This window comes from Capnocytophaga sp. oral taxon 326 str. F0382 (genome assembly GCF_000318295.1).
GTDB classification, from domain to species: Bacteria; Bacteroidota; Bacteroidia; order Flavobacteriales; family Flavobacteriaceae; genus Capnocytophaga; species Capnocytophaga periodontitidis.
Genome location: NZ_KB291378.1, coordinates 184,161 through 198,406 on the forward strand (window position 1 = coordinate 184,161; position 14,246 = coordinate 198,406).

The window sequence follows — 14,246 nt, forward strand, 5'->3', positions numbered from 1 at the left end:
TGAATTGAAAACTCTTTATAAAAAATAATTAATTTGAGGTGTCAAGTTAAGGGCATACCAACTGAGATTGGAAAATAGGTTTTCTTTCAATCAATCTTTTTATTAGATTGTTAAAGATAGTCTCTTTGCTTTGTGAGCGATTGATTCTAAAACTATACTCAGCTAAATAGCGGTCTATATTAAACTCTGAAACCCAAGAATATATACCTCTTATCCAAGATTTTACTTGGTGTATTACTTTGTGTAATATAGGAAAATTCTTTCCGTCATTACTCGGTTTTTGAGTTATATTATAGTCCTTTATAGGTCTATAGCCTTTCCATTCATCAGTCGTTATATAAGCTGTCTTATCAATGTGTTTATCAAATATTGTTCGTAATGATTTTGAGGAATAGTCAGGAATTTTAAATGCATAAAAACGTTTAACTTTACCTTGGTTACTAAGTTGTATCGCACAAAGAACTTTCTTTTTCTTTGTGTCATAACTTCTACCTTGTTTTCCTTCTTCTTTTCCTCCTATGGTAAATTCATCGACTTGCACTTTGCCATCCATTTTCTGTGACTCACTGGATTTCATAGCTTCACGAACCTTGTGCATAAAATAATGTGCTGTCTGTCGACTAATATCATAACGGCGAGCAACTTGTGATGCTGATAGACTTTTTGTAGTTGTTGACATCTCAAAACATATATAAAATGCTTTGAGAAGTCTAAATTTTAGCTTGTGAAACAAAGTTCCAGTTGTAGGACTTTCTGTATCTGAACAGATATTGCAAGTGCGTGAAAAATCTTTGCGAACTTGGTATTTTGTATGTCCGCATTTACGCAACAATACCCTTTTTCCCATTTTATGGAAGCTAAATATTCTTCGCAATCTAAGTCAGTTTTAAAGCGTTCAGTAAACTCTAAGAGGCTTTGTCCTTTGAATAAATTCGTAATATATTAGTTTTCAGAGTGCAAATATGTGAATTTATTTTGACACCTCAAAACTTTTTAAATAAAGTAAAAGTTCTCGAAAAATTAGTAATTTTGTGTTTAAACACTTTTAATATATTTAGAACATTATCAACATACTACAAATGAAAAATCCAATTCTATTTCCTGCATTTCTTTTATCAAATACATAATATACGAAGGAAGTCTAAAACCTCCATTGTCATAAGATGATATGATAGAACAATATATATTTCCTTTTTTAATATTGAATTTTTTACAAAGTTGAATAATTGTATTGACATCTTCTTTGTGATTCATATCTATAATAATGTTTCTATACTCCTCATTCATCTCAAAGTCTAAGTCTAAACTTACCATTGAATGTTGTATCTCAACAAATTGATCAAGACTCATATTCAGCATTCTGAAAGCACAATTCACTTCATCAATACCATTTTCTCTTTGTATATTCATCATAAAATTAATTTTCGCTGTATTTTTTGCACCTATTTGGAACATTACCCATCTGGGATATTGCCTATTATTTAAAAATAGATAATATAATTAATACCAAAAGTATTATTATTAGTATAACTGAATCAAATACCCTTGCTATATTCATTGGGTTGTCATCATTTTTCTTCTTTCTTTTATCCTTTATATAAAAAAGTGTAAGAACTATTAATACAATATAAATAGGGATATATTCTTTTGCTATCATTTATTTTATTTTGAATTATTTTGTCACTTTCTTTTTGAGTTCTTTTATTCTCAGTACAAGCTCCCAACGTGCATTGGCTGGACGTTAGTTATGAATGGTTATTTTTTTTGAAAAATATATTTTAAATTAGATAACCTATAATAGAAAAGTTCAAATGTAAAAGATAAAAGAGGAATAAGCATCAGTTGCCTTTTGTAAAAAAGGTTTTATAATGCTTTACTTTTTTACGAAGCAAGAAAAATTATCTTTTTCTCAATTTCAACAATCCATAAGTGAGCAACCCTAACAACAATGAGGCGCTAATTGCCAAAGTAAAACTTCCTACTAAATATTGTAACAAATTGTTTTGGATATATTCCATTGCTGTGAGGTCGCCTTGTGGCAGAATGGTGCCTCCTACAAAAAAAGTACCTATTTTAAGAGAAGAAAAAATAAGCACAGGTATCATCGGGGGGATACTCACGTTAGAGCAGATAAAAGCCAGAGTTTTATTCAAATTGAAGAATACTGCCAAAGTGATAGTAAGTATGGTTTGAAAACCCCAAAAAGGCGCAATGCCAAAGAATACACCTAATGCTACTGAACCTGCTTTCACACTATCGCTGCTGTCGCTTTCTAATATATCTTCTTTGATAAAGCGTTTGAGGCTCTTTTTTTTGGCATCTCTAAAGAAATTACGCGGCTTGATATAGAAAAGCGCGATAAGTACCAACACGCTGTTGAGCAAGCTGATACGCATAAAATCGCGGAAAGGTCGAAAATGAGAAACGCGTTCCTCGGGGTCGTACAACACTTGTATAGGTACATTTTTTAGTTGTACCCCATTCCAACTGCTACGCACCAAAATTTCTATTTCAAACTCAAACTTTTCGGTATAATATTTCTTAGGAATGTGATGCAAAGGATATAACCTATATCCCGATTGTGTATCGGGGAGATTGACCCCCGTTTCGAGATGAAACCAGAAGTTAGAAAATTTATGTCCGAAGCTACTTTTCTTAGGTACGCCATCTTGGGACATATTGCGGCTACCTACCAGCAGAGTAGGTTCATTTTCAGCTTCTATAGCGGCTATAAATACGGGGATATCTTCGGGGTAATGTTGTCCGTCGGAATCGATGGTAAGGGCGTGGTCGTAGCCTAAATTGCGGGCTTTGTCAAAGCCTATGCGCAGAGCATTGCCTTTGCCTTTGTTCTTGGGAAGATGAATAATAGTGAGCTGGGGGTAACGAGCAAGTATATCGGGAGTAGCATCGGTTGCGCCATCATTCACTATGATAATATGAGAGGTATAATGCAACACCCCATCAATCACGCGCGCGAGGGTTTTAGCATTGTTATAAGTAGGAATTAAAACGCAAATTTTATTCTTCTCCACGATATTCTTCAACTAATTTTTTAACAATAAATTCATATTTCATTGAGCAAATCGTCTAAATTACCTAATTTTACGTTGCCTTCTCTTGCTTCTTTTAGCTCATTCAAAGCATTAAAAAGTTTTTTCTTAAACTTTTTCTGTTGTGGATTTAAAGTTTCTTCACTCTTTTTAATATTAGTAACTTCTATAAAATCAAGAGATTTTATAAAATTTAGAAAAGCATCTATTTTAGATGGTTGTGCATTGATATTTATAGTAAGTTCCATATTTATGAGTTTATTGCAAATTTAACTTCTTTTTCTCTTCATCGTTAAACACTTTCGACTTCTTTACAAACCCTGCTATATGTTTTTGTAGTTCAGTGGATTGCTGAGCGTAGTGTGCGAGTATAAAATCCTTATCGGCAGTGATATTGTTGCGATAAGGCACTACTTTGGGCAAGTGTTCTTGTACACTGAGGCGTATGAGGTGAAGTTCAGCGTTTTGAGGTTGTTGTTTGAGCGCGTTTTCTAACAGCGGTTTACCCTCTTTGAGTAGGCCAACTCTGCCACCTCCAAATTTTGCCAGTATCATTTTGCTCGCCCCTTTATAGGCGCTTAGCACTACATCGGTAGTGGGAGCATTGGCTATCAGCTCTGCAAAAGCTGTAGCGTTCTCTTTGCTATCGGAAGCCGTAGTATAGGCGGCGCGCACCTTTTCAAGGCTCTGCGCTTGCAGAGCCCCAAAACTCAAGAATAATATGATGAAGTAGATGTGTTTCATTTACTTGTTAAATATTGCTCTATACAAGTCGCTACCATTGGCATATAGCAAGATAGCAATGAGGATTACAAATCCTACCATTTGAGCGTATTCTAATACTTTTTGATTAGGAGCTCTGCCGGTTACCATTTCGTAGAGGAGGAACACCACGTGTCCGCCGTCTAAGGCTGGGATAGGTAAGATATTCATAAAGGCTAAAGCGATAGAGAGGAAGGCAGTGATTTGCCAGAAAGAAAGCCAGTTCCAATTATCTTGGAAAAGTTTGCCTATAGAGCCAAAACCTCCTACTTCACTTGCTCCTTTTTTGGTGAATACAAATTTAAATTGCGAAACATAGTCGCGCAACACATTGTAACCATAAGCAGTTCCGTGACTTAAGGCAGCTCCTAAAGAGTAATTTTTATGTGAAAGCTGTACTTCGCCTTCTCGTTGTCCTGCCGAAACTCCCATTTTTTTCTCTTCACCGAGAACTATTTTTAGTTCTTTGGCTACTCCGTCGCGTTCTATCATCACACTCACGGGAGTACCCACAGGAGCCATCGTAAGGGCAGGAGGCACATCCGAAAAGTAGTAGATAGGTTCTCCGCCAATGCTTACTAATTTGTCGCCTTTTTGCAAGCCTGCTTTAGCTGCTGGTGATTCTGGAAAAACGGTATCGATAATAGCTTTTGTTTTGATGCTAAAAGGAGCAGTTTCACCGCGTAAATAAAGGGTTTTACCTATGTTTTCGGGAAGAGAAAGAGTGCGTGTATTGCCGTCGATGCCTTGTACGGTAAGCTGTTTGGGGTCGCGCAACAAAATGTGTTTGCTGGCTTCCAACACATTCTCCAAAGGCTTGCCATCGATAGCGGTTACAATGTCGCCATTTTTAAAACCATAAGCACGCATAGTGCGAGTAACGGCAAAACCATCTTTCACACCTTCGGGTTTGAGGTAATCTTGCCCCCAAGCGAAGAGAATCATTGAGTAAATAAAGAACCCTAAGAGCAAATTCACGGTTACCCCACCTATCATAATGATAAGGCGTTGCCACGCAGGTTTAGAGCGAAACTCCCACGGTTGTGCAGGTTGCGCCATTTGCTCTTTATCCATACTCTCATCAATCATACCGGCAATCTTCACGTAGCCGCCCAGTGGTAGCCACCCGATGCCATATACAGTTTCACCTATCTTCTTTTTGAAGAGAGAAAACTTCACATCAAAGAAAAGAAAAAACTTTTCTACTCTTGTTTTGAAGAGTTTAGCAGGGATAAAATGTCCTAATTCGTGTAGGACTACTAAAATTGAAAGACTCAGAATTAATTGAGTCGCTTTTATTAAAAATACTTCCATGTTCAGGTTTTAGGTCTCAGGCTTCAGGTTTCAGGGTGGGAGAAATTAAGCTCTTTTGTAAAGAATTAAGCATTTTTCCTACTTCTTTTATTAAACCCAAAGCTTTTTCAATATCTGAATTGTTTAAATAATTAATCTTAACACAAAGTAATAATTGTGTTTCTAATTCGGCATTAGAACTTTTGGTCACTTAAAGCAAAAAGTTCTTCTTTAGGTAGTTTTTTTACTAACTGATAAACTTCAACAGCAAGATCCATTGCTTTTTGCCAAACAATCAAATCTTTAAAGTCTTTTATTTTATTCATTTTGTTGGTTTTTTAATTATTTTTTATACTATTGTTAGGGCTCTATACCTAACACCTATCCCCTGACACCTGACCCCTAAGCTTTCTTATTCGCTAATTGTCCGCAGGCAGCATCGATGTCTTTACCGCGTGAGTGGCGCACGGTTACAGTAATACCTGCTGCTTCAAGCATTGTTTGGTAAAGTTCAAGCGCCTTAGGGTCGGCTTGTTGAAAATCACCGTCGTCTATGGGGTTGTACTCAATGAGATTCACTTTAGAAGGAGCAAATTTGCAGAATTTTATCAGCGCCTCTACATCCTTTTTCTGGTCGTTGATACCCTTCCACACCACATACTCGTAGGTGATGCGGTTTTTAGTTTTTTGGTACCAATATGCCAAAGCTTCTCGCAGTTCTTCTAACGGAAATTGCTCATTGAAAGGCATAATGCCTGTGCGCACACTGCCAATGGCTGAATGCAAAGATACTGCCAATTTGAATTTTACCTCGTCATCAGCCATTTTTTTTATCAATTTGGGGATACCCGAAGTGGATAGCGTGATGCGTTTGGGCGACATTCCTAAGCCTTCAGGCGAAGTAATCTTGTCGATTGCCTTCAGTACATTGTTGTAGTTCATCAGCGGTTCGCCCATTCCCATAAACACTATGTTAGAAAGCGGACGACCAAAGAAAGCCCGACTCTGCTCGTCGATTACTTTCACTTGGTCGAATATCTCATCGGGTAGAAGATTGCGCATACGTTTTAAGCGAGCAGTGGCACAAAACGAACAGTTGAGACTACACCCCACCTGACTTGATACGCAGGCTGTCGTGCGGGTATCGGTAGGAATTAGCACCGACTCTACCAACAAGCCATCGTGCAGGCGCACAGCGTTTTTAATCGTACCATCGTTACTGCGCTGCATCACATCTACTTTGATATGGTTGATACTGAAGTGTTCAGCAAGCATCTCGCGTGTAGCTTTGGGCAGGGAGGTCATCTCGTCGAAAGTATGCACCCCTTTCTGCCACAACCATTCGTATACTTGGTTGCCGCGGAAAGCCTTGTCGCCATTACTTTCAAAAAAAGTGCGGAGTTCTTCTTTAGTAAGAGCGCGTATATCGCGTTTTTGGGTCATAATTTAAAATCCTTTACTACTTCTTCTAAAGGCAAGCGCGATTTAGGTCGCAAGTGCAACTGATTGCTGTCCTCAGGGTCGCGATAGCCTATCGCCACGGCAAAGAGCGTAGTGTATTCAGGTTCGTTTAAAAGTCTGTCGTATTCAGTATTGACAATGCCCTCCATAGGGGTGCTATCAATACCCATTGCCGCACACGCACTGAGGAAAAATCCTAATGCAATATACACTTGGTTGTTCATCCACGCATAAAGTCCTACATCACCTTTGGGTTTTTGTATTTTATGATAGAAGTTGAGTCCTGTTTCGGTAGCAGCTTTAGCGAGCTTTTTCTCAAATGAAGGCAAAGCGCTATTCGCCATAAATACCACTAAATGGCTGGCTTGCTTCACGCGTTCTTCATTGATGAACGACGCTTTGGCGAAAGCCTCTTTAGTAACCTCATCGCTTATGAAAACAAATTGCCAAGGCTGTGAATTGATAGATGAAGGAGCGAGGCGTAATATTTCTTTGAGTTTAGCGATATCACTATCACTGATGCGTTTATCGCTGTAATGTTTAGTAGTATAACGATTTTGTGCTAATTGCAGAAAGTCCATAGTGTTTTGTTTTTAAGTTTCAGGCGGCAAAGGTACGGCGTAATTAGCAAATTACCAAATTAGTAGATAGCTATTATCCCTCTTTTTACTGTTGTTATTGTGTTACAACCTTGTTACCAATGCTTACAACTTTTTGCAAAAACGGAAAAAGCAATAAAATCCTATTGTTATTTATTTGTGATTTTGCGAATTGTTATTATCTTTGCGCCCTAATTTTTTAAACAGAAAAATGAAGCTAAAGTTATTTTACACGTGGATTTTCTTCTTAACAGCTACTTTTGCAATGTTTGCACAAAACATAGAAGTTTCAGGAACTGTAAAAGATGAAAAAGGCGAGCCTTTATTAGGCGTATTGATATTGGTGAAAGGTACCCAGCACGGTGCTGCCACCGATATGGATGGAAAGTACACCATTCAAACCAAAGTAGGCGATGTGCTGCAATATTCCTTTTTGGGGATGAAAACTATCGAAAAGAAAATCACAGCAAGCTCTAAACATTTAGACATTGTGATGAAGGACGATGTACAAGAGCTTGAAGAGATGGTGGTTACCGGCTATGGAGCTCCTAAGCTCGCCAGCCGCACCGTCGCACAAGTGGCACAAGTACAAGGTAAAGATGTGAGTGCCGCTCCGGTAGCCAGCGTATCCGATGCTTTACAAGGACGATTAGCAGGGGTAGTGGTAACCAGCGATTCAGGTCGCCCTGGTAGCAATAGCGATATCCTTATCCACGGGTATAACAACTTCCAAGGCGCACTACGAGGTGAAAGAACCCAAGAACCTCTCTATATAATGGACGGAATAGCCGTAAGCAGTAGTGTGATGAGCAGGTTCAACCCTAATGATATCGAGAGTATTACGGTACTTAAAGATGCGGCTTCTACTTCAATTTACGGGGCACGTGCCGCCAATGGGGTGATACTTATCACTACCAAAAAAGGGCGTAATAACGAGCGTACAAGCGTAACCATCAGTCACCAACTCGGCTTTACAGCGCTTACTAACGCTAGCCGTAAGTTTTTTGACGATATGATGACCCCACGCGAGTATATGGACTTTTGGATAGAAAAAAATCCTGAAGCAGTAAACTTGGCTGTAGGTAAGTTCAGTTCAAGCAAGGATGTAGCGAGACAGTCAGCAGATAAAATCTTAGCCGATAATCCTTACAATACGCGTTGGGATAAAGTTTTCTTCAGAGATTTTGTACCGTTGATACGTACTGATGTCTCTATTTCAGGAGGTACTAATAATAGTACTTATTATTTGTCGTTTGGGCACTTCAGCCAAGAGGGTTCTACAGCACCTCGCAGCGATTACCGTCGTTATACTGTCAATGGTAGTATCAATACCCAAATCACTAAATGGTTAAAAACAGGCTTCTCATTTGCAGCAGGACATACCGAGCGCGAAGGAGGTTCCACCCTCAACACCCCTAAGGTGATAGCTTTGCCACTTTACAGTCCTACTTACGAAGATGGTAGACGCAAAAACTATATCCCTGGAATCACCAGTCGTTCAGCTGGTTTCTACCACCCCGACTACTATGCCGAAACACACCCTAGCAACTCTTTTTCCGATGACTTCTTGCCTTCGGGATTCGTCTCTATAGAGCCTATTAAAAACCTCATATTCAAAACACAAGGAGGGATACAATACGGGTATGGCGAATCAGAACTAAAAGAGTTACCTTCGTTTATAGATTATAAGTTTTTCGATGACCCTAATCCTTACACTTCAGTGTCTAACAGTCGTACACTCAGAAAAACAATTACTAACACGTTAGAATATCGCTTCCTGTTAGGAGAAAACAAAAAACATAGCTTCAATGTGTTATTAGGACAAGAGTCGGTTGAAAATAGCAGTAAACAATTAGATGCTACTACTTTCGGACAACCTTCAGAAGGACTAACAATGCTCCGACACGGTAGTAAAGATAAAAGAATAGAAGACCAAAAGACTGTAAGTACTTTCAATTCTTATTTCGGAAGAGTGGAATACTCTTATAACACTCGTTACTTCTTAGACCTATCAATGCGCCGCGATGGTTCGTCAGCCTTTGGTAAAAACAACCACTACGGTAACTTCTGGGCAATAGGAGCGATGTGGAAACTCAAACAAGAGAACTTTTTGAAAGATGTAAAATGGCTTTCAGACCTCAATTTGCGTTTCAGTACAGGGCTTTCAGGAAATGCTTTAGGAGGCTACAAACATATCACTACCATAAAACCAGACAATTTCTATCAAGGTAAAACAGCTTATACAGTAGGTAGCTTGGGTAATCCTGATCTACGTTGGGAAGAGCAACGCAAAACTACTGTAGGGCTTAATATTGTGATTGATAGAGGTACTTCTTTCAATATAGAATACTACGACCGCGAGACTTACGATATGATTTCAAGCCGTGAGCTCAATAGTACTTCAGGGCAAAATCAATTCTTTGACAATGCAGGGGGTATGCGCAACCGTGGGATAGACTTCACCTTCTCATCAGTAGTCTACAGAAGTGAAAATCAAGATTTGAGCATTCGTCCTTACTTCAACGTAAACTATAACAAGCAAGAAATAACCGCTCTTTTTGGCAATAAAACCTCTAATGTGGTTCCTTCTTCTGAAATAGGGTATAAATTAGGTCGTGCCCTTGAATGGGCAGCCGTTATTCCCAAAGGCGTAAACCCTACCACCGGACAAATGGAGTATTACATACCAGGTGATGACCGTATGGAGCAAGTAACTGATGATAATAGAGTAACAACTACTTACGACTCTAGTAAATTAGGACAAACCACAGGCAAGAAAATGCAAGCCCCTATCAATGGTGGATTCGGCTGGAATATCAGCTATAAAACTTTTTCGCTCGATATGGCATTCTCTTTTTCGTTGGAAAAATATAAGTGGAACTACGATATGAAGTACACCGAAAATCCTGACCAGTTTGGTGATCACAACCTAAGTAGAAAAATATTAGACTATTGGAAAAAACCAGGTGATAACACCCGCCACCCTAAGATAAACACTACCACTTTCGTAAATTCATCGGATGCGCGTATGATACAGGACGCCTCATTTATGCGTTTAAAAAATATTACCCTTAGCTATAGCCTCCCAAAAGAAGTTATCAAACAATTGAATTTCTTTGAAGGAGTACGCTTATATGCTACTGCCCGCAATATCTTTACGCTTACCAAATACGAAGGTGCAGACCCTGAGTACAATAATGCTATTTCATCAGGTGGTTATCCTCCTTCTCGTCAATTTACCTTAGGAGTAGATGTTAATTTTTAAAAATGTAAAACAATGAAAAAGATTTATAAAATAATAATTTTAGTAGTAGCTCCTCTGTTCTTTACCGGCTGTTTCAACCTCGACCAACAACCTTATGAAGATTTGAGCCAAGCTAACTCTTTTAAAACCGTACAAGATGCTCAATTTTGGGTGAATGGTATGTATGGTAAATTGCGTACAAACATATACGGAAGTGCGATGTATGCTACCGACTTGCAAGCTGATTTCCTGAATATGGCTCTAAGAGACGGTACTAACGAAACGATTACAAACTTTCAAAACTGGACGTTGTTTACTGTCAATAATGCAGCTACAGCAACTATTTGGCAACGCTATTGGGGGGCAATACAAAATATAAATATAGGTTTAGAGGGGATTCCTACTATTACTATTCCCCAAGAAAATTACCGCACCGATGCGGCACAGATAAAACACAATATGGGCGAATTGTATTTGGCACGTGCTTATTACTACACCTATCTGCTTACGCATTATTGCCCTACCGACGAGGCTTCTGCTTATGGATTGCCTTTGCTAAGCGGGCCTACAATCAACAATTTTCCTAACAGAAGTACAGTAGGACAGACTTACGACTTTATTTTGGCCGATATAGCACAAGCTGAAACTCGCCTTAGTGATGTAACAGGTGCTTTAGGGTCAGAGAAGTTTACCAAAGATGCAGTTGCAGCACTCAAGGCACGTGTATTGCTTTATAGAGGCAAGTGGGCAGAGGCTTATGCCGCAGCTACTTCAATTATTGGCAGTCGTTATAGCTTAGTGAGTAGTAGTAGTGATTTAGAAAAGGTATGGAAAGATGATGATACAGCAGAAAGTATCGTACAGCTCTATGCTAAATATGATATAGGGAATACTGCCGAATTACCTTCAGCTAACGATGTCTATTTAGGATACCAAAGAGAATGGAACTACAGATTGCGTAGATTTGAGATAAAGTATTTGCCAAAAGCAATACCTACTCAAGATTTCGTAAATTTGTATAACGATAGCGACTACCGTAAGTCTATTTATATCAAAAAGCTTTTTGCTAACTATGGTAGTGCTACTTTCAACGATTTATATTTGGTGAATAAATACCCCGATAACCCTTTGCTAAAACAAACACCCAATGGTTCGTCTACTTATATGCACCGTCCTAAAGTGTTCCGTATTGCCGAAATATACCTAATAGCTGCTGAAGCTGCGTATAAAAACGGCGATCAAACTAATGCTAAAACCTACTTAGACAGATTGCGCACCGCTCGTGGTATCGGTAGTGTAACCTATACCGACCTTTGGACAGAGATTCAAAACGAACGCAACCGCGAACTTGCTTTCGAGGGCTTCCGTATGGCAGACATCAAGCGTTGGAATTTGGGCGTAGTACGTGGTACTCCTCAGAACCTCAGTGCTATTGTTTCAGACCCTGCTGACCAGTATTACCAGCTTAATATCCCTGCGGGGAATTATAAAATGGTTTGGCCTCTTTCTCCAAGTGACATTCTCTATGAACAAGGTAGAGCCAACTGGCAACAAAACCCAGGTTGGTAATCTTTTGAAAATTATAATTAAATGAGGCTGTTCTATTTTTTAGGACAGCCCCTTTTATTAACAAATAACCTTATTAACAAAAAAGTCGCTAAGCGAGATGCTTAGCGACTTTTTTATTATCAAAATTAACATCTAAAAAACGTCCTTGATGTGTTTCATACTGTTGGCAATACTGCCTTTGGCTTCTGCAAAGTCGCCTTGACCTATCTTCTTGATGATGTTGGTCGCAAAACCTTTCATCTGTTCAAAAGTGATATGAGGAGGCATCGCTAAGGTATCGCGATTGGTGTAGATATTCACCAAAGTAGGTCCGTCGTGCTCGAAAGCTGCTTTTACGGTGGCTTCGAGGTCTTCGGTTTTGCGTACTTCATAACCTTTGATGTTCATCAACTCGGCGAGTTTGTCAAAAGGTGGGTTTACCATATTGGTTTGCCAATCGAGGTAGCCCGATACTTCCATTTCGAGTTTTACCATTGCGAGCGAACGGTTGTTGAACACAAATATCTTCACAGGGTATTGGTATTGCATCAGGGTAGCCAAATCGCCCAAGAGCATTGATAGCCCGCCATCGCCACACATTGCTACCACTTGTCTGCCTTTGGAGGAAGCTGCTGCCCCAATTGCCATTGGGAGGGCGTTTGCCATAGAACCGTGGTTGAACGAACCGGTGAGGTAACGTTTGCCCGTACCTTTGATGAAACGCGCTGCCCACACTACATTCATACCTGTATCGACAGTGAAAATAGCATCGTTGGCGGCGTATTTATCCAAAAGTTTAGCCGCATATTCGGGGTCTATTTGGTTCTCTTCGGTTTTCTTTTTGGTGTAATCATCTAATGATTTTTCGAGATCCAAATACTCTTTGTGAATGTCTTTGAGGAAACTATCATCAGTGCGAGGAGTGAGTTTAGGCAATAAGGCGGTAATGGTGTCCTTCACATCGCCAGCAAAGCCGTAATCTACTTTGGCACGACGCCCAATGATATCGGGGCGTTCATCTATTTGGATAATGGTGCTTTTCTTAGGTAAGAACTCCGCATAAGGGAAGTCGGTGCCGAGCATTACGAGCACATCGGCTTTGGCGCAAGCATCATAACCTGAACGGTGTCCGAGCAAGCCGTTCATTCCCGCTATATAAGGGCTATCGGTGCGGTCGAAGAATATTTTGCCACGGAAAGAAGCCACGATAGGCGCTTTAAGGGTTTCGGCAAGCTGTTCTACTTCTTTCACCGCATACTGACAACCGTGACCGCAGTAAAGGGCTATTTTCTTGTTTTTAGCGTCGTTTAGTACGGCTGATAATTTGTCGAGTTCACTATCGGAAGGGCGCACTACGGGTTTTGCTAAGAAGGTTTGTGTAGCAGTAGGAACCTCTTCGAGGTCGGCGCCTGCCACATCACCAGGGAGTCCCAACACCGCCACGCCTTTCTCGTTGATAGCCGTTTGTATGGCGCGTTGCATCATTGTGGTGAACTGTTTTGGAGTATTGGCTACATATACATATTTACTGCAATCTTGAAACAGCAAGAAGGGGTTGGTTTCTTGGAACCAGTGGGTACCGAATTTATGGGTGGCGCAGGTGCTGGCAATGGCAATCACAGGGTTGCCTGAGCGGTTGGCGTCGTAGAGTCCGTTGATAAGGTGCACGTGTCCAGGTCCTGAACTTCCCATACAACAGCCTATGCCGTTTAGTTCGGCGTCCATAGAGGCAGCATAAGCCGCTGATTCCTCGTGGCGGACGTGTATCCACTCAAGGCGACCATCGCGACGGATGGCGTCGTTCACAGGGTTGAGGCTATCGCCGGTAATGGCATAAACTCTTTTTACGCCTGCTTGTACTAACATTTCGACCAATTGGTCGGATACATTTTTGCTCATATGTTTTATTATTAATGGTTTTTTGTATGCAAAAATAATACCAATATATCGTTTGTGAATAGAGATTAGAAGGTAGGAATTAGAAATATGAGTCAAGAGTTGAAAAATGATTTTCTGAGCTAAAATTGGTATCTTTTTCTATAAAAGTACGTCAAGTGTTTTACAGTATCAGTGTAGATCCTAAAAATGCCAATCAATGGGGTAATTTTGAAGACTTAGGTGCGTATGAACCTTTATATGTCAGCAGTGTAGATGTACTTTAAAAGATAATCGTGAAGTAGAAGTACGCACTATGTATACTGACCAAGAATTTAGCTACAAATAATTTTTACTAATTGTTTTCATCTAAAAAAGAGGCTGTCCTAAAAGTTTTTCTTGAGAGGGCGT

Annotated in this window: 11 protein-coding genes and 2 pseudogenes; 3 read left to right on the forward strand and 10 right to left on the reverse strand. The window is 39.7% G+C overall.

The annotated features are described in order from the left end of the window. Window positions 1–46 precede the first annotated feature (46 nt). The 9 genes and pseudogenes from HMPREF9073_RS03305 to HMPREF9073_RS03345 all read right to left on the reverse strand — a co-directional run bounded on the left by HMPREF9073_RS03305 (window position 47) and on the right by HMPREF9073_RS03345 (window position 7,150). A pseudogene (locus tag HMPREF9073_RS03305) lies at window positions 47–939 on the reverse strand (IS1595 family transposase). A 126-nt stretch (window positions 940–1,065) separates the two neighbouring features. Then, the gene (locus tag HMPREF9073_RS03310; RefSeq protein ID WP_232212866.1) at window positions 1,066–1,413 is read right to left on the reverse strand and encodes a hypothetical protein; all 348 of its coding nucleotides are present in this window, start codon (window positions 1,411–1,413) and stop codon (window positions 1,066–1,068) included. Window positions 1,414–1,898: 485 nt separating this feature from the next. Continuing rightward, on the reverse strand, window positions 1,899–3,047 hold the full coding sequence (locus tag HMPREF9073_RS03315) for a DUF2062 domain-containing protein (RefSeq protein WP_198005885.1): 1,149 nt from the start codon (window positions 3,045–3,047) through the stop codon (window positions 1,899–1,901). Window positions 3,048–3,067: 20 nt separating this feature from the next. Further along, entirely contained in the window at window positions 3,068–3,301 is a 234-nt protein-coding gene (locus tag HMPREF9073_RS03320; RefSeq protein WP_009412576.1) for a hypothetical protein, read from the reverse strand. Window positions 3,302–3,311: 10 nt separating this feature from the next. Further along, on the reverse strand, window positions 3,312–3,797 hold the full coding sequence (locus HMPREF9073_RS03325; protein ID WP_009412577.1) for a hypothetical protein: 486 nt from the start codon (window positions 3,795–3,797) through the stop codon (window positions 3,312–3,314). Beyond that, on the reverse strand, window positions 3,798–5,129 hold the full coding sequence (gene rseP, locus HMPREF9073_RS03330; protein ID WP_009412578.1) for an RIP metalloprotease RseP: 1,332 nt from the start codon (window positions 5,127–5,129) through the stop codon (window positions 3,798–3,800). 16 nt (window positions 5,130–5,145) lie between these two features. Then, window positions 5,146–5,434: pseudogene (locus HMPREF9073_RS03335) on the reverse strand (four helix bundle protein). Window positions 5,435–5,510: 76 nt separating this feature from the next. Continuing rightward, window positions 5,511–6,551 carry a 23S rRNA (adenine(2503)-C(2))-methyltransferase RlmN gene (gene rlmN, locus HMPREF9073_RS03340; RefSeq protein ID WP_009412581.1) on the reverse strand — a complete coding sequence of 347 codons (1,041 nt, stop codon included), beginning with the start codon at window positions 6,549–6,551 and terminating at the stop codon, window positions 5,511–5,513. Continuing rightward, entirely contained in the window at window positions 6,548–7,150 is a 603-nt protein-coding gene (locus tag HMPREF9073_RS03345; RefSeq protein ID WP_009412582.1) for a nitroreductase family protein, read from the reverse strand. Before HMPREF9073_RS03345 ends, rlmN begins: the two co-directional genes overlap by 4 nt. A 229-nt stretch (window positions 7,151–7,379) precedes the next feature. Between HMPREF9073_RS03345 and HMPREF9073_RS03350 the strand changes: the two genes are divergently transcribed. Beyond that, complete coding sequence (locus HMPREF9073_RS03350) at window positions 7,380–10,433, forward strand: SusC/RagA family TonB-linked outer membrane protein (protein WP_009412583.1); 3,054 nt, start codon at window positions 7,380–7,382, stop codon at window positions 10,431–10,433. 12 nt (window positions 10,434–10,445) lie between these two features. Further along, entirely contained in the window at window positions 10,446–11,981 is a 1,536-nt protein-coding gene (locus tag HMPREF9073_RS03355) for a RagB/SusD family nutrient uptake outer membrane protein (protein ID WP_009412584.1), read from the forward strand. Window positions 11,982–12,113: 132 nt separating this feature from the next. Here HMPREF9073_RS03355 and HMPREF9073_RS03360 read toward each other — a convergent pair whose 3' ends face one another. Next, complete coding sequence (locus tag HMPREF9073_RS03360) at window positions 12,114–13,859, reverse strand: thiamine pyrophosphate-dependent enzyme (protein WP_009412585.1); 1,746 nt, start codon at window positions 13,857–13,859, stop codon at window positions 12,114–12,116. Between the two features lie 125 nt (window positions 13,860–13,984). Here HMPREF9073_RS03360 and HMPREF9073_RS15675 point away from each other — a divergent pair, with 125 nt between their 5' ends. Continuing rightward, complete coding sequence (locus HMPREF9073_RS15675; RefSeq protein WP_157453482.1) at window positions 13,985–14,122, forward strand: hypothetical protein; 138 nt, start codon at window positions 13,985–13,987, stop codon at window positions 14,120–14,122. The last annotated feature ends 124 nt before the right edge of the window (window positions 14,123–14,246 follow it).

What these genes read in the sequence shown, in the direction of transcription:
- HMPREF9073_RS03310 (WP_232212866.1), bottom strand. Translation starts at nt 1,413, where the DNA reads ATGATGAATATACAAAGAGAAAATGGTATTGATGAAGTGAATTGTGCT.
- HMPREF9073_RS03320 (WP_009412576.1), bottom strand. Translation starts at nt 3,301, where the DNA reads ATGGAACTTACTATAAATATCAATGCACAACCATCTAAAATAGATGCT.
- HMPREF9073_RS03325 (WP_009412577.1), bottom strand. Translation starts at nt 3,797, where the DNA reads ATGAAACACATCTACTTCATCATATTATTCTTGAGTTTTGGGGCTCTG.
- rseP (WP_009412578.1), bottom strand. Translation starts at nt 5,129, where the DNA reads ATGGAAGTATTTTTAATAAAAGCGACTCAATTAATTCTGAGTCTTTCA.
- rlmN (WP_009412581.1), bottom strand. Translation starts at nt 6,551, where the DNA reads ATGACCCAAAAACGCGATATACGCGCTCTTACTAAAGAAGAACTCCGC.
- HMPREF9073_RS03345 (WP_009412582.1), bottom strand. Translation starts at nt 7,150, where the DNA reads ATGGACTTTCTGCAATTAGCACAAAATCGTTATACTACTAAACATTAC.
- HMPREF9073_RS03350 (WP_009412583.1), top strand. Translation starts at nt 7,380, where the DNA reads ATGAAGCTAAAGTTATTTTACACGTGGATTTTCTTCTTAACAGCTACT.
- HMPREF9073_RS03355 (WP_009412584.1), top strand. Translation starts at nt 10,446, where the DNA reads ATGAAAAAGATTTATAAAATAATAATTTTAGTAGTAGCTCCTCTGTTC.
- HMPREF9073_RS03360 (WP_009412585.1), bottom strand. Translation starts at nt 13,859, where the DNA reads ATGAGCAAAAATGTATCCGACCAATTGGTCGAAATGTTAGTACAAGCA.